Genomic DNA, 15,319 nt, shown 5'->3' with positions numbered 1-15,319 from the left:
TATATGATTTTAATGATAAAATTAAGTTATAAATGCAAGTTTTAAAGTAGTGTTAATAAATAATTTGAAAATTTTTTTATGGAGGAGGTTATGTAATGAATAGAATTTTATTAGTTGAAGATGATGAGGCATTGGCTTTAGGAGTAGAATATACCCTTCAAGAAGAAGGGTATCAGGTTTTTAGAGTGGGTTCTATAGAGAATGGAAAAGAAAAATTTAATAATGAGGAGTTTGATTTAATACTTCTAGATATAAATTTACCTGATGGAAGTGGATATGACTTTTGTAAATACGTGAAGGAAAAGAAGGACACACCTATAATATTTTTAACTGCTTTAGATGAAGAGGTAAATATAATTTTGGGATTAGATATAGGTGGTGATGACTATATAACAAAACCTTTTAGAGTAAAGGAGTTATTATCAAGAATTCGTGTAGTTTTAAGAAGAGTTGGCAAAGGTGATAATAATATAACAACTTTAAGATCCGGAGATATAATTATTAACACATCTAGTGCAGAAGTATCCAAGGGTAATGAAAAGATATCATTAACGGCAAAGGAATATAGGCTTCTTTTAGCATTTCTACAGAGTCCAGAAATATTACTTAGCAAGGATCATATATTAAAGGAATTATTTGGTGAAGAAGGCGCATATGTAGAGGAAAATACTCTTTCAGTTTATATAAAAAGACTTAGAGAAAAAATAGAAGATAATCCTAGTAAGCCAGAATATGTTATAACGAAAAGAGGACTAGGCTATATGTGGATAAAAGAAGTTGTTAATGGAAAGTAGGAGAAATTAATGAAAGAGCTTATAAATCCAGAATTAAAAAAGAGTTCCGTAGTGTTATTATTTATAGTTATAATATTTATATTTATCGTTAATATGTGGATTACTTTTTATTTTAATAACATAAAGAGTCAATATATAGATGGCAAGGCCGCAATGTTATCTACAATGGTAGAAAAATTTCCTAATCTTGAAGCGGATTTAGTAGAGGCAACCTTTAAAGTGCCAACAAAGGAAGGGATAAAATTAGGAGAAAAAATTATAGATAATTATGGTTATAAAGATAATATAAATATAATGTATATAGATGGAATAAATGAAGCTTTTAAAAATAGTAAATTTATATTTATAATTATAGGTAGTACATTTGGAGGTTTATTAATATTATTAAATTATATTCAGTATAGAGGTATATATAGTCGAGTAAGAAATTTGACAAGAGCCTCAAAGGAAATATTAGAGGAAAACTATGATGTAAATCTTTATGAAGAGAAGGAAGGAGATTTTGCAAAACTTTCCTATGGATTTAAAAATATGAGACAAGTTTTACAAAGTCAGATGGTAGATTTAAAAAAAGAAAAGGAGTTTCTAGTAAATATATTATCAGACATATCTCATCAATTAAAAACACCACTATCTGCCCTTATTATTTATAATGATATTTTAAGTAATAAGAAAATTAGTGAAGATAATAGGGAAAAATTCTTACATAATAGCAAGACACAATTAAATCGTATGGATTGGCTTATAAAAAGTATATTGAAGCTAGCCAAGGTAGATGCAAGAGCAATTGAATTTAACATGAAGGAAAATAGCTTAGTTAATACTATTTATGAAGTTATAGACAATGTTGCAATGATGGCAGCAGAAAATAAAGTTAATATAGTATTTGAAAGTAATATGTATGAAGAAACGGTAATAAGTAATATAGAAGAGATTAATAAAAAAAATAAAAATAAGTTTATGTTTAATTATGATGAGAAATGGTTAGGAGAAGCGTTGATTAATATAGTTAAGAATGGTGTAGAACATAGTTATAATGGTGAAATCCATATAGAACTTGAGGAAAATCCCATAAATACAAAAATTGTAATAAGGGATAATGGAGTGGGAATTAGTGAAAAGGATCTTCCTAATATTTTTAAGAGATTTTATAAAGGGGGAAAATCTGAGTCTGTTGGAATTGGATTATCTCTTAGTAAATCAATTATTGAAGCCCAAGGAGGATATATAGAAGTTAAAAGTAAAGTGGACATAGGTACTGAGTTTAAAATTGTACTTATGAAAAGTATCTAATATAAATTAAATAGATAGTAAAAACATTGAAGAGTTTAATAATTTAATCTATTTGTAATTTTATACTGAAAAATGATATAATGACCAAGGGAACATATTTTCATGTTTCTTATTTTACCTTAAATATAAGGCTAAATAGATAAAATTTTCTATTTAGCCTTTAAACGGTATTTGAGAGTAATATTCTTATATAAATTTTAAGATTGGGGATGAGATAATGGAAGTTTTATTGGTTATTGTAATTATATTGTTAATTATAAATATATATTTTACTCTAAAATTAAAGGATTCTAGAAGCAGAATGCAAAAGGGCAGTGCAGCCGATATTGAGAATTCAATCTTACATATAGAACAAAGGGTAGGAGATATAGATAAAAGTGTTGATAAATTAGAAAAAGCCTTTAGAGATGAAATCTCTAGAAATAGGGAAGAATCTCGTAAAGGTGAAAAAGAAGCTAGAATTGAGTTGAACCTTCAAATACAAAGGTTAAGTGATGCTATTTTAGGTAGAATGAGTGAAATAGCAAATTTTCAAAAGAATCAACTAGATACATATTCTAATACTATAGAAAAATCACTTAAATCTTTTGAAAATCAATTTTCTAAAAGTGTTAATGAGTTTAATAATCTTCAAAAAGAAAAATTTAATGATTTATCCCAAAAACAAGGTGAGTTGCTTAAGTCTACTGAGGATAAGTTAGAAAAAATGAGGGAAACTGTGGATGAAAAGTTACAAAGTACATTGGAGAAGAGATTAGGAGAATCCTTTAAGTTGGTAAGTGAAAGATTGGAAGTTGTGCATAAAGGACTAGGTGAGATGCAAACCTTAGCTATGGGAGTAGGAGATTTAAAAAAAGTTCTTTCCAATGTTAAGACTAGAGGAACCTTAGGAGAAATTCAATTGGGAAGAATTTTAGATCAAATTCTTACTAAAGAACAGTACGATATAAATGTAGTAACTAAGAAGGGATCTAGAGATAATGTGGAATTTGCAATAAGACTTCCAGGTAAGGATAAAACCTCTGATGTAGTATACCTTCCTGTAGATTCAAAGTTTCCTTTGGATGTATACCACAATTTGGTGGATTCCTATGATACTGGAGACCAAAGTTTAATAGAAGAAGGTTATAAAAAGTTAGAAACAGCTATAAAGAAATCAGCTAAGGATATTAGAGATAAATATATAGACCCACCTTACACCACTGATTTCGCAATTATGTTTTTACCAATAGAAGGTCTTTATGCAGAGGTAGTTAAAAGAACTAATTTAGTTGAAATTCTTCAAAGAGAATATAAGATAAATATAACAGGCCCAACAACTTTAGCAGCACTTTTAAATAGTTTACAGATGGGATTTAGAACTCTTGCAATTGAAAAAAGATCTAGTGAAGTTTGGAATGTACTTGGAGCAGTTAAAACAGAGTTTGGAAAATTTGAAGAGGTGCTTAAAGCTACACAGAAAAAGTTAAATCAAGCAAGTACAGATTTAGATAAGCTTGTAGGTACAAGGACTAAGCAGATTAATAAAAAACTTATGAGTGTAGAAAGTTTGACAAATGATGTATCAGAGAAATATATAGATGTACTTTCTATAGATGAATAGTTAAATAGAAGTATATTCTAGATCATTTTTTCAAAATATATATAAAAGATATTTTAGAATTACATGTAGAGATGTACTTTATTACAGCTGAAAAATAAAAAATACATAACAAATGAAGCCATATTTTAAACAAGGAGGTTTTTGAAGTATGGATATAATGGATGATGTGAAAGAGCGACTTTCAATCTTTAAAAATATATATGATATGATAAGAATAATTAATCCCAATAATAATAAAATTTTATCAACAGATAACAATACTATAAATACTGATACACATTGCTATGAGTTATGGAATAGGAATGGTATATGTGAAAATTGTATTTCTAAACAAGCATATGAAAGCAATGAAACAGTAGTAAAAATAGAGTATAACAAAAACAGGATTTTTCTAGTTATGGCTTCTCCTATAAATATTGGCAAGGAAACCTATATAGTTGAGTTAGTGAAGGATATATCAAAAGGAGGAGCTATTATAGATAGAGAGAGGGAATATGCAGAATCTATTGAGAAGTTTTTGAAAAATATACAAGAAACTACCCTAATAGATGATCTTACAGGTGTATATAATAGAAGGTACATAAGAGAGCGATTAGAAGTTGATGTTGAGAAATCTATAAGGGAACAAAAATCTATGTCTGTTATAATGGCAGATATAGATTATTTTAAGGAAATTAATGATACCTATGGTCATATAGTTGGAGATAATGTATTAAAAGATTTTACGAGAATTGCTTCAAAATATATTAGAAGCAATGGAAGTGATTGGATTGGACGTTATGGTGGAGAAGAATTTTTAATTGTTTTAAATGATACAGATGAAGATAAAGCAGAAATTATTGCAGAAAGAATTAGGAAGAATTTAGAGGAAACGACCCTTGAACATAAAGGAAATAAGTTTAGTATAACCTGTAGTTTCGGAGTATATGGCTTTAGAGATTTAGATATGAATACCGAAGATATAATATATAGAGCAGATATAAACCTTTATGAGGCTAAGGAAAAGGGGAGGAATACTACCGTTGTTAATAAAAATAGGTTAAGAGATTAATAAAATTATAAAAAGTTTATGATTATTATTTTAAAGTACATAACAAAGAAAATATATGGATTTATTAAATGAAATTTTAATAAATCCATATATTTTTAATTTAAAGCTAAACTACTCAACTAACATATTATAAATAACTAGTTTCTAATCACATTGCGATTAATCCAATCTAGTCTGTCTACTATATTTAACTTTTGTGTACACAGAGTTTCACATTTTTTACACCCAATGCAATCGCTGGGAGCCATATCTTTATCAAAGTCAATATCGCCATATTTAGAGAGTAATTCATACATTTCTTTTATACCATTAATACCTTTTAATACGTAATAATTATATAAATCCATATATTTAGGAATATTAATACCTTTAGGACAATGTTTGCAATATTGACAAGTTGTACATAGTTGATTCATATCTTGCCTAAGAGAAGATTTTAAAGTTTCTATTTGAGAGTTTTTGAGAATAGTAAGGTTTTTAACAGCATCTACATTATGCTTAACTTCTTCCTTACTACCCATACCAGATAGAGTTACTGAAATACATTCATGAGAAGCATTAAAACGCAGCGCTGCTTGTACAACACTTTCATTTTGATTTTGTTTTACAAATGAAAAATATTCTTGATTTTCAGGAATTAATCCACCACCTAAAGGGTTCATGGTTGCTACTCCTAGACCATGCTGATGAGCAGCTAAAATACCTTCTTGTCGATACGGAAAGTTTAAAATGTTGTATCCTAAGGTTACTCCTTCAAAATAACCTTCTTCTACCATAATTCTAATTTCTTCACCAGAAGCATGGGTAGAAAATACTAGGTGGTCTATTAAGCCTTCCTCCTTAGCTTTAAGAGCTCCCCAATAAGGACCACCTTTGGCCATAACTTTTTTATAGTGATTAAGGTCCATAATACACCACATGTGATGAAAGTTAATTTTGTCTATACCAAGTCTTTTGAGTGAGTTTTCTATTCTACGTCTTACTGAATCTGCATCTGGTTCACTACCAAGACTGCTTTTAGTAGATACATAGAATTCACCAGACATATTTTTAAAAGCTTCTCCAAAGATATCTTCACTTCTATCATTGCAATAGTTAGGTGCAGTATCAAAGTAATTTATACCAAGGCTATTTGCATACCTAACTATTTCAGCTCCTTCTTCAATGGAACAATCATCTTTAAATCTCATTCCACCAAAGCCGAGGGCAGAAACCATTTTACCAGTTTTACCATAGGGTTTATAAATCATTTTGGACACTCCTTTAATTCTCTATTTTTAATAAATGTATCAATTATATTAAATCCTTCTTCAGGATTTATTGTGCCAGACAAAGATGCTTCCATAGGACATTGCCCATCTTTTTTACGATTATTTATATAAGGAACTATTTCTTCGTAGTCAAATTTAATATTATGGGAATTTAAAATATCTATAGCGCCTTGACTAATTATTTGTGTGTAGATATATTCCACACCACCATAAATAGCCATCAGAGCAACTGCCTTTCCAACAATTTTATCGCCCATTATTAATGGTATAGGAGACACTCCATTTTCTTTGATATATTTATATATAGGGCTTACACCTTTATCAAAGGAAGTCATCACAGTTTTTTCTTTGCTCATAAGGATACAGCTATATTTATATTCTTCAAGTAAAGCTTTTATACGGGTTTTCATTTTAATACGCCTCCAAATTTATTGAGTCATTAAGTTTTTAGTATATGGTAGCTTACATAACCAATAGAGAATTGGTGGGATAATTAGCATTTGAAGTATTATTCCGGGAATACCTTGAGTTATTGCTATAGATATACCCATAGCAGGAGGAAGAAAAATTCCCAAAAATTTTGTAGCAACGACAAAAACTAAACCTCTAGTTATTCTACCTGCAATCATAGATACAATAAGTGATACATATATGTTGAATTTAAATTTCTTAAATATAAGACCTGTAAATAATCCATAAGTACCTAGTTCAACTATCATAAGATATAACATAGGTATTGCAGGCATTATTCCTCCAGTATATAAAAAGCTACAAATAGGACTTAAAATTCCAATTATTAATCCGGTAATAGGACCAAGGATAAATCCAGCAATTAAAACTGGAATATGCATAGGAAGAAGTGTTGTTCCAATACCGGGACCTCCCACTAAATGAAATAATTGGGGAAGTAAAATGCTGCAAGCAATTAAAAGTCCACTGTAAACTATTTGTTTTGTTTTCAATTTTATCACACCTTTTCAATAATTATTTTTGGACTCTAAGTAATTATACCATTATAAGTAAATGTACTTCTATAATTATTTTTAAAATTATGAATATTAAATTAGTAATTTGATATAAAATATAATAAAAGGTGTTAAAGCAAGTAACTTAACTCCTTTTATCTACTGAACTTAAAATCATACTTAAATAAATTTCTCTATGTTATCGGTAAAGATACCATCACATCCAATTTTATCAAGGTGATTGGCTATAAATGGTTTATTTACGGTGTAGGTGAATACTTTTAAGTTATTATTATGAGCCAATTTGATTAAAGGCTCATTTACTAAATAAACATTAGGATTTAAAGAATAAGCACCTAGATTTTTAGCATAGGCAATTATATTATCAATTTTTCTATCAATTAGCACACCTAATTTTATATTTTTATCTATAGACTTACATATTTCAAGGGAAGTGTGATTAAAACTAGAAAGTAATACATGGTTTTCAATACCATAGTTTTTTATTAAATCAATCACATCTTTTTCTATATTATTATAGTGAATAACATCAGTTTTAAGTTCTATATTTATAAGGACTTTACTAGGTTTAAGTAACTCTAAGACCTGGTATAAAGTTGGAATCTTACATAACTTGCTATTTTCATAATCAATATTTTTAGATTTTAAGGAACTAATTTCTTTGAGGGTTAAGTCTTTTATAAGTCCTTTACCCTGAAAGGTTCTTGCAACATCTTCATCATGAATAACTACTAGCTTATTATCCTTTGTTTTATGAACATCTAGTTCAATTGCTTTTGCACCTGCAATAATAGCCTTATGAAAGGCAAGCAAAGTATTCTCAGGATAATTTTTGCTAGCACCTCTATGAGCAAAATAAATCATAATTTATACACCTCCGTATATAAATATATTACTACAGTTGAACAAAGGTGTTAATATGTGATAAAAGAATAATATATTAAAATATATTAAAAAAGTAATGGGGAATTTCCCCATTACTTAAGGATCGGTTATAATTTTAATTTATATGAGGGCTTTGAAATCCTTCTCTCTTAATAGAATGCTTTTTAGCAGTTCTATTATGATTTTTTCCTGTCTCACTAGTAATTGGTGTTTGATAATTACATTTTTCCATTCTAGCTTGTTTGTTATCTGGTTGACTATCCTTTGTCATAAGAATTCCTCCTAAAAAAATAAATTTGAATATAATTTTAGTGTGGTTTATTTTGTGTATTTTATTATAGGAAATTAAAGGAGTGTAAAATAAATGAAAAGTAGTAGAAATATTTTCAAGACAATTAGTAAATTAACAAAGGTTATAATGATCGTCGTAGTTATTTGCACATCAAATATTTTATTCTATGGATGTAGCTTTATAAGTAAAGAATCAAAGTATAATAATAAAATAGATATAGAAGATAAGTCTAATAAGGATTTGAAAAATAATAATATGGTGGAAGAATTCGGTGAAGAGGAGCCTCAAGTTGACCCAATACAAGATGAAATAGATGCTATGTCATTAGAGGAAAAAGTAGGTCAGCTGTTTATTGTTGGATTTGATGGTTATGAAGTGGATGATAATATTATTAGTTTAATAAAAAATAAAAAAGTAGGAGGTATAATATTATTTAGTAAAAATATTAACACTGTAAGTGGAACAAAAAAGTTAATAGAAAGTTTGAATGGGTTAAATAATGAAAACAAGGTTAAACTTTTTATGTCAGTGGATGAAGAAGGTGGAGTTGTAAGTAGAATTCCTAAGGAAATGGGACGTTTTGAATCTGCATGGGATGTAGGAGCTACTGGAGATTTAAATTATGCTTTTGAACATGGAAAAGCTATAGGTGAAACTATAAAGTCTTTAGGTTTTAATCTTGACTTCGCACCTGTGCTAGATGTGAATTCTAATCCTAATAATCCAGTTATAGGTAATAGAGCATTTTCAGATGATCCTGAAATTGTTAAGAAAATGGGAACGGAAGTATATAAAGGTTTGAAGAGTGCAGGTGTTTTAGGAGTAGGAAAGCATTTCCAGGACATGGGGATACAGATGTTGACTCTCATGTGGGGGTGCCAGTTATAAATAAATCCCTTGATGAATTAAAAAAATTAGAGTTAATTCCATTTAAATATGCAATAGATAATGGTGTTGAAATGATAATGGTAGGTCATTTATACTTACCTCAATTAGATAAGGATTACGTAGCAAGTATATCTGAAAATATTGTCACAAAGCTTTTAAGGGAAGAGTTAGGATTTAATGGAGTAGTTGTTACAGATGATATGATTATGGAGGGAGTTAAAGGCAAGTATCCAACTAATGAATCAGCGGTTAAAGCTATAGAAGCAGGGAATGACATAATAATAGTATCATCAGGTATACATGATCAAAATAGTGCCATAGATGGAGTAGTAGAAGCTGTTAGAAATGGTATCATTACTGAAAAAAGAATTAATGAGAGTGTTTATAGAATTTTAAAACTAAAAAATACAATTTCTAGACATTGAATTACTTATATAATTGTGATATAAGTAATTATGGGCAGTATAGGAATAACTGCACCTATAATTTGATTATATCTTTAAATTAGAATATATAGATTGAAAAATAATATTCTAATTTGTATATAGCTATTATTCTCTAGGGAAAGCAGCTATAAAGGAAAAGTTTTACGGACAGCTCATATCTTTTAGAATGAGACTTAGATAACAAATTACTTCACATGATTTTTAGTTTTAAATTTCAGTTAATATTTATGTATTGTTTTAATATTAACTTAGAAAACAGATAAAGTGAGGAGTGATTGTTATAAAATTTGGATTCATTGGAGCCGGGAAGGTTGGTTTTTCGCTAGGGAAATACTTTAAAGAGAATGGTATCTTACTTATTGGATATTATAGTAGGAATCATAGCTCAGCTAAGGAAGCCGCAGAATTTACTGGCACAAAATCTTTCATAAACTTAAAGGAGTTAATGAAAGAAAGTGATGTGATTTTTATTACTACCCCAGATGGAGAAATTCATGGGGTTTGGAATGAGCTTAAAGAGTTGTCTATAAAAAATAAATTAATATGCCACTGTAGTGGTTTGTTATCTTCGGAAATCTTTTCAGATATAAGCAGGTTTGGTGCTTACCCATATTCTATACATCCTATGTTTGCCATATCAGACAAATATAATTCCTATAAAAATTTTAAAAAAGCCTTTATAACTATTGAAGGACATGAAAAATATATTGATAAATTAGCTGAAATTTTTCGTTCTCTGGGTAATTCGGTAAAAATTATTGAAAAAGAAAGTAAGAGTTTATATCACTTAGCATCGGTTATTAGCAGTAACTTGGTTCTAGGGCTTATTAATAATGGTGTAAATTATCTTAAACAGTGTGGTTTTAGTGAAGATTTAGCCATTGAAGCCTTATATCCTCTTATAAACAATAATATAGAGAATATAAAATCTTCAGGAATGGTAAAAAGCCTTACAGGACCATTGGAAAGAGGTGATTTATCTACTATGAAGGCTCATATAGCTTGTTTAAGTGAGGAAGATAAAGTTTTATATAGGATGTTAAATAATAATTTGTTAAAGGTGGCAAAGAAAAAAAATAAAAATAGAGATTATAGTGAGATTGAACAATTTCTAGGAGAGGAAAAATAAAATGAAAAATACGACTATAACATTTAGAGAAGCAAAGGCAAAGGGTGAAAAAATAACTATGCTTACTGCCTATGACTATTCCATGGCTAAGATTATTGATAGTTCAGGGATTAATGGTATTTTAGTTGGAGATTCAGTAGGGATGGTGTGTCTTGGTTATGAGGATACAATTTCAGTAACTATAGAGGATATGATTCATCATACAAGGGCCGTAGCAAGAGGAACAGAAAATGCTTTAGTAGTTGCAGATATGCCATTTATGTCTTATCAAACTTCTGTTTATGACGCTGTTTTTAATGCGGGACGCCTTATGAAAGAGGGACGTGCTCAATGCGTAAAACTAGAAGGTGGAGTAGATATGTGCGATAGAATTGAAGCTATAACTAAAGCGTCTATTCCTGTAATGGCACATATAGGATTAACCCCTCAATCAGTAAATTCCTTAGGTGGATTTAAGGTGCAGGGAAAAAGTGAAGAAGCGGCTAAAGAACTCATTGAAGCAGCAAAAGCGGTAGAAAAAGCTGGCGCATTTTCAGTGGTCTTAGAGTGTGTTCCAGCTAAGTTATCAGAGATAATTAGCAAAGAAATATCAATTCCAACAATAGGTATTGGAGCAGGAGCTAGTTGCGATGGACAAATTCTTGTATATCAAGATATGTTAGGAATGTTTAATGATTTTACACCTAAGTTTGTTAAGAAATATGCGGATTTAGGAGCTACAATGACAGAAGCTTTTAAAGCCTATATTGAAGATGTAAGTAAGGGAATTTTTCCAGCACTAGAGCATGGATTTAAAATAAGTGAAGAAGTTATATCTAAACTATATTAAAAGTAAACTCAGTGCTGAGTGAATTAATAAAATTAAACTAAAAAGAAGGTAAAATTATGGAAATATTAAATGATGTAATAAAAGTAAGAGAAGTAGTTAAAGGGTGGAAGGCTCAAGGTTTAAAAGTAGGATTAGTTCCAACTATGGGTTATTTACATGAAGGTCATGAAAGTTTGATTAAAAAGGCTGTATCAGAAAATGATAGAGTAGTAGTTAGTGTTTTTGTAAACCCAACTCAATTTGGGCCTAATGAAGATTTAGATAAATATCCTAGAGATTTAGAAAGGGATTCAAAACTTTGTGAAAATGCTGGAGCAAGTTTAATATTTCATCCAGAAAGTGAAGATATGTATTATAAAGATGCTTCAACTTTTTTAGAGGTAGGTGGTTTGACCACTGGACTTTGTGGAAGTAGCAGACCAACGCACTTTAGAGGAGTTTGCACTGTAGTTTCTAAGTTATTTAATATTATACCTGCCCATAGAGCATATTTTGGAGAAAAGGATGCTCAGCAATTAGCGGTTATAAAAAGAATGGTAAGAGATCTGAATTTTGATATTGAAGTAGTAGGATGTCCAATTATTAGAGAAACTGATGGACTTGCGAAGAGTTCAAGAAATATATATTTATCTCCAGAAGAAAGAAAGGCTGCATTAGTGCTTAATAAATCTCTTTCTATGGCTAAAAAACTATTAGAGGATGGAGAAAGAAATCCAGATAATATTAAAAAGCTAATTAGGGAAAATATAGAGAAAGAAGATTTAGCCAAAATAGATTATATAGAAGTGGTAAGCAGTGAAAGTTTAGAGATGGTAAAAGAGATTAAGGAGGATGTCCTAGTAGCATTGGCAGTGTACTTTAAAAAAGCAAGATTAATTGATAACTTTACTTATCACATATAATTAGGAGGAAAAACAATGACAATAACGATGTTAAAGGGAAAAATACACAGAGCTACCGTAGTCCAAGCTGAGCTTGATTATGTAGGGAGTATTACAGTAGATGAAGATTTACTTGATGCAGCAGGAATTCTAGAATATGAAAAGGTTCAAATTGTAGATATTAACAATGGAAGTAGATTTGAAACTTATACTATAGCAGGAAAAAGAGGTAGTGGTCTTATATGCCTTAATGGAGCAGCAGCTAGATGTGTTCAAGTAGGAGATAAGGTTATAATTATGAGTTATTGTGAAATGAATGGAGAAGAAGCCAAAGAACATAAACCAACAGTGGTTTTTGTAGATCATAGCAATAAAATAAAAGAAATTGCACATTATGAAAAACATGGTGAGCTTAAGTAAGTATAAACATATATAATTTCATATTTATTAGGAATGTAGAAAGTTCATAAATCGAAATTAACTATTTATGAGCTTTTTCCATTCCTTTTTTTATAAATTTTAAAAATTAAAAATAAGGAATTAAATATATTGTAATTATAACTATATTAAGGAATAATATAATTATATGGATATAAAAGGAGATGGTATTATATGAATATTTATGAACCACATAAGTCTTCTATAGGAAATATAGATGCTAATGTTATGGCTCTGATTGCTTACGGTGCAGCAATAGTAGTAATTTTTATTCCAGGAATAAAGATTATAGCATGGCTTGCTCCTATTGTAATTTATATTTTAGAAAAGGATAGCAGTTTTGTGAAGTTTCATGCTATGCAAGCTTTTTTAATAAATATTGTAGGTATTATATTTAGTTCTATTATATTTATGATTATAGGTGGTAGTATAGGATTAATGTTTTTTAGACCTCTAGCATATGGGGCCCTAGGTACTATATTACTATCAGCAATAATAACAGGTATAGTTGCTATAGTTATAACTATATTTGAAATTATTTCAATGGTGAAGTGTTATGAATATAAAGAATATGAAATTCCTATTATAGGGTTAATGGCTAGAAAAATAGCATATAAAAAATATTGATATGGTATAATCTTTGAAATTCGTAGATTGATGATGATATTAAAAGGATTTTTAAGGATTATACTTAGATGTACGAAATAAAATGGGATAATGATGAAAAGAAGGCTTTTTTAATTTATGTATTTATAGTAAAATAAAGGTATTAACCTTTAAAAGAATAGGAGGATGATTATTATGAAAGTTATAGATGAAAATAATTTTGAAAATGAAGCAGGCAAAGGTTTAGTTTTAGTGGATTTCTTTGCTACTTGGTGTGGACCATGCCAAAGATTAACTCCAGTGTTAGAAGATATTCAAGGAGATTTTGATGGTAAAGTTAAATTTTTAAAGTCAGATATTGATGAAAGTAGATCTCTTGCTAAAAAATTCTCTGTTATGAGTGTACCCACTATGGTAGTACTTAAAGATGGAATTCCTGTAGATAGAATGGTAGGCTATATGTCTCCAGAAGACATTAAAGCTAAACTTCAAACTCATCTTTAAAAATAACAAATAAAAATCTCACCAACTTGGTGGGATTTTTATTTATATTATAAAAGTAAAAGTGTAGCATATATATCAGATTTAAATGATTAGTTTTTAATGAAATTTAATAATCAACCTAGTAAATTAAATATTTTTTACATAAATATAAATATGAAAATGGTAGTAAATAAAAGAAAATGAAAGTAAATACTATATTTCAACGGGAAATTAAGAAAAAATATGATATACTATATTTGACACATATTCTAATGTGATATACTATATTGATATAAAGAGTATAACAATGAATTGCGGGGGTTCAATTATGATAAACGTTGGAATAAATGGATTCGGAAGAATCGGAAGAACTTTTTTAAGGATAGCATGTGAAAGTCCTGAGACGGATTTTAATATTGTAGCTATAAATGCTAGAGCAGATATAAAAACACTTGCACATTTATTTGTTTATGATTCATGCTTTGGTACCTTCAAAGGAGACGTTAAGACAACAGAGGATTCAATAATAATTAATAATAAAGAAATAAAGATAACAAGATGTGGATCACCAAAAGAAATTCCTTGGAAGGACTTAGAGGTTGATTTAGTTATAGAGTCTACTGGAAAATTTAAAACAAAAGAAGAACTTATGGATCATGTAAAAGCAGGAGCTAAAAAAGTTATATTAACAGCACCAGGTAAAGATGAAGATATAACAGTAGTAATGGGTGTAAATGATTCTGATTTAGATTTATCACAACATACAATCATATCAAATGCATCATGTACTACTAATTGTCTAGCACCTGTAGCTAAAGTAATAGATGATAAATTTGGGATTAAAAAAGGATTTATAACTACAGTTCACTCTTATACAAATGACCAACAAATCCTTGATAAGAGTCATAAAGATTTAAGAAGAGCAAGAGCGGCAGGGGAATCTATAGTGCCAACTACAACTGGAGCTGCAAAAGCGGTTGCAAAGGTATTACCTCAATTAAAGGGTAGATTAGATGGATTTGCATTAAGAGTTCCAACAGCTGCTGTATCTATAACAGATTTAGTATGCGAAGTTGAAAAAGAAACTACCGTAGAAGAAATAAATAGAGTAATTAAAGAAGCATCTGAAAATGAACTTAAGGGAATATTAGGTTTATGTGAATTACCATTAGTATCTGTAGACTTTAAAGGAGATAGTAGATCTTCTATAGTAGATGGATTATCAACTATGGTAAATGGAAACATGATTAAAGTAGCATCTTGGTATGATAATGAGTGGGGATATTCAGCAAGAGTTGTTGATTTAGCTAACTACGTTGCACAGATGTTAAAGGAAGAAAAAGTTACTAAAATAGCTTAAGGTGTTAAGGGTTTTAAGTAACAATATAAATTAATTTAGCCAACTATTATAAAATACCAATATATTTAATTTAGAGTCAAGAGA

Annotated in this window: 16 protein-coding genes and 1 pseudogene; 12 read left to right on the top strand and 5 right to left on the bottom strand. The window is 29.2% G+C overall.

What is annotated here, in order from left to right:
- The first annotated feature begins 95 nt into the window (after positions 1-95).
- From B2S02_RS14825 to B2S02_RS14810, 4 genes are all read left to right on the top strand, one after another.
- Positions 96-794 (top strand): response regulator, encoded by a 699-nt coding sequence (locus B2S02_RS14825; RefSeq protein ID WP_150842884.1) that lies wholly within the window; start codon positions 96-98, stop codon positions 792-794.
- A 9-nt stretch (positions 795-803) separates the two neighbouring features.
- A complete protein-coding gene (locus B2S02_RS14820) occupies positions 804-2,087 on the top strand; it encodes a HAMP domain-containing sensor histidine kinase (RefSeq protein ID WP_346848904.1) in 1,284 nt (427 codons plus the stop codon).
- Positions 2,088-2,304: 217 nt separating this feature from the next.
- Positions 2,305-3,690: a DNA recombination protein RmuC gene (locus tag B2S02_RS14815; protein ID WP_051824026.1), complete on the top strand. Its 1,386-nt coding sequence runs from the start codon at positions 2,305-2,307 to the stop codon at positions 3,688-3,690.
- A 148-nt stretch (positions 3,691-3,838) separates the two neighbouring features.
- A complete protein-coding gene (locus B2S02_RS14810; RefSeq protein WP_346848905.1) occupies positions 3,839-4,741 on the top strand; it encodes a GGDEF domain-containing protein in 903 nt (300 codons plus the stop codon).
- 137 nt (positions 4,742-4,878) lie between these two features.
- Here the strand turns inward: B2S02_RS14810 and B2S02_RS14805 are convergent, their stop codons facing one another.
- The 5 genes from B2S02_RS14805 to B2S02_RS14785 all read right to left on the bottom strand — a co-directional run bounded on the left by B2S02_RS14805 (position 4,879) and on the right by B2S02_RS14785 (position 8,154).
- Entirely contained in the window at positions 4,879-5,991 is a 1,113-nt protein-coding gene (locus B2S02_RS14805; RefSeq protein ID WP_346848906.1) for an aldo/keto reductase, read from the bottom strand.
- On the bottom strand, positions 5,988-6,422 hold the full coding sequence (locus B2S02_RS14800) for a DUF1893 domain-containing protein (RefSeq protein WP_051824025.1): 435 nt from the start codon (positions 6,420-6,422) through the stop codon (positions 5,988-5,990). Before B2S02_RS14800 ends, B2S02_RS14805 begins: the two co-directional genes overlap by 4 nt.
- An 18-nt stretch (positions 6,423-6,440) precedes the next feature.
- A complete protein-coding gene (locus tag B2S02_RS14795) occupies positions 6,441-6,974 on the bottom strand; it encodes an ECF transporter S component (protein ID WP_346877867.1) in 534 nt (177 codons plus the stop codon).
- Positions 6,975-7,157: 183 nt separating this feature from the next.
- Positions 7,158-7,862, bottom strand: a complete 705-nt coding sequence (locus B2S02_RS14790; protein ID WP_346920971.1) for a glycerophosphodiester phosphodiesterase — start codon at positions 7,860-7,862, stop codon at positions 7,158-7,160.
- 136 nt (positions 7,863-7,998) lie between these two features.
- Positions 7,999-8,154: a hypothetical protein gene (locus B2S02_RS14785; RefSeq protein WP_167402876.1), complete on the bottom strand. Its 156-nt coding sequence runs from the start codon at positions 8,152-8,154 to the stop codon at positions 7,999-8,001.
- 93 nt (positions 8,155-8,247) lie between these two features.
- On the opposite strand from B2S02_RS14785, the pseudogene B2S02_RS14780 reads away from it, so the two are divergent.
- From B2S02_RS14780 to gap, 8 genes and pseudogenes are all read left to right on the top strand, one after another.
- Positions 8,248-9,488, top strand: a pseudogene (locus tag B2S02_RS14780) (glycoside hydrolase family 3 protein).
- 301 nt (positions 9,489-9,789) lie between these two features.
- On the top strand, positions 9,790-10,638 hold the full coding sequence (locus B2S02_RS14770; RefSeq protein ID WP_346848996.1) for a Rossmann-like and DUF2520 domain-containing protein: 849 nt from the start codon (positions 9,790-9,792) through the stop codon (positions 10,636-10,638).
- A 1-nt stretch (position 10,639) separates the two neighbouring features.
- The gene (panB, locus tag B2S02_RS14765; protein WP_346920968.1) at positions 10,640-11,467 is read left to right on the top strand and encodes a 3-methyl-2-oxobutanoate hydroxymethyltransferase; all 828 of its coding nucleotides are present in this window, start codon (positions 10,640-10,642) and stop codon (positions 11,465-11,467) included.
- A gap of 56 nt (positions 11,468-11,523) precedes the next feature.
- On the top strand, positions 11,524-12,369 hold the full coding sequence (gene panC / locus B2S02_RS14760) for a pantoate--beta-alanine ligase (protein WP_346920967.1): 846 nt from the start codon (positions 11,524-11,526) through the stop codon (positions 12,367-12,369).
- 15 nt (positions 12,370-12,384) lie between these two features.
- Positions 12,385-12,768: an aspartate 1-decarboxylase gene (gene panD / locus B2S02_RS14755; RefSeq protein WP_346848912.1), complete on the top strand. Its 384-nt coding sequence runs from the start codon at positions 12,385-12,387 to the stop codon at positions 12,766-12,768.
- 192 nt (positions 12,769-12,960) lie between these two features.
- Positions 12,961-13,413 carry a DUF4870 domain-containing protein gene (locus tag B2S02_RS14750; protein WP_346848913.1) on the top strand — a complete coding sequence of 151 codons (453 nt, stop codon included), beginning with the start codon at positions 12,961-12,963 and terminating at the stop codon, positions 13,411-13,413.
- Positions 13,414-13,587: 174 nt separating this feature from the next.
- Positions 13,588-13,896, top strand: a complete 309-nt coding sequence (gene trxA, locus B2S02_RS14745; RefSeq protein WP_346848914.1) for a thioredoxin — start codon at positions 13,588-13,590, stop codon at positions 13,894-13,896.
- A 304-nt stretch (positions 13,897-14,200) separates the two neighbouring features.
- Positions 14,201-15,235 (top strand): type I glyceraldehyde-3-phosphate dehydrogenase, encoded by a 1,035-nt coding sequence (gene gap, locus B2S02_RS14740; protein ID WP_150843439.1) that lies wholly within the window; start codon positions 14,201-14,203, stop codon positions 15,233-15,235.
- Positions 15,236-15,319 lie beyond the last annotated feature (84 nt).

The sequence above is a fragment of the Clostridium sp. UBA7339 genome, assembly GCF_002470865.1.
In the GTDB taxonomy this organism is placed as follows: domain Bacteria; phylum Bacillota; class Clostridia; order Clostridiales; family Clostridiaceae; genus Clostridium_J; species Clostridium_J sulfidigenes.
Note: the sequence above shows the minus strand (reverse complement) of the source record. Positions and strands in the feature narration are given on the sequence as shown.

Coding starts and splice junctions, on each gene's coding strand:
- B2S02_RS14805 (WP_346848906.1), bottom strand. CDS start 5,991: ATGATTTATAAACCCTATGGTAAAACTGGTAAAATGGTTTCTGCCCTC.
- B2S02_RS14800 (WP_051824025.1), bottom strand. CDS start 6,422: ATGAAAACCCGTATAAAAGCTTTACTTGAAGAATATAAATATAGCTGT.
- B2S02_RS14810 (WP_346848905.1), top strand. CDS start 3,839: ATGGATATAATGGATGATGTGAAAGAGCGACTTTCAATCTTTAAAAAT.
- panC (WP_346920967.1), top strand. CDS start 11,524: ATGGAAATATTAAATGATGTAATAAAAGTAAGAGAAGTAGTTAAAGGG.
- trxA (WP_346848914.1), top strand. CDS start 13,588: ATGAAAGTTATAGATGAAAATAATTTTGAAAATGAAGCAGGCAAAGGT.
- B2S02_RS14785 (WP_167402876.1), bottom strand. CDS start 8,154: ATGACAAAGGATAGTCAACCAGATAACAAACAAGCTAGAATGGAAAAA.
- B2S02_RS14750 (WP_346848913.1), top strand. CDS start 12,961: ATGAATATTTATGAACCACATAAGTCTTCTATAGGAAATATAGATGCT.
- B2S02_RS14815 (WP_051824026.1), top strand. CDS start 2,305: ATGGAAGTTTTATTGGTTATTGTAATTATATTGTTAATTATAAATATA.
- B2S02_RS14825 (WP_150842884.1), top strand. CDS start 96: ATGAATAGAATTTTATTAGTTGAAGATGATGAGGCATTGGCTTTAGGA.
- panD (WP_346848912.1), top strand. CDS start 12,385: ATGACAATAACGATGTTAAAGGGAAAAATACACAGAGCTACCGTAGTC.
- panB (WP_346920968.1), top strand. CDS start 10,640: ATGAAAAATACGACTATAACATTTAGAGAAGCAAAGGCAAAGGGTGAA.
- B2S02_RS14820 (WP_346848904.1), top strand. CDS start 804: ATGAAAGAGCTTATAAATCCAGAATTAAAAAAGAGTTCCGTAGTGTTA.
- B2S02_RS14790 (WP_346920971.1), bottom strand. CDS start 7,862: ATGATTTATTTTGCTCATAGAGGTGCTAGCAAAAATTATCCTGAGAAT.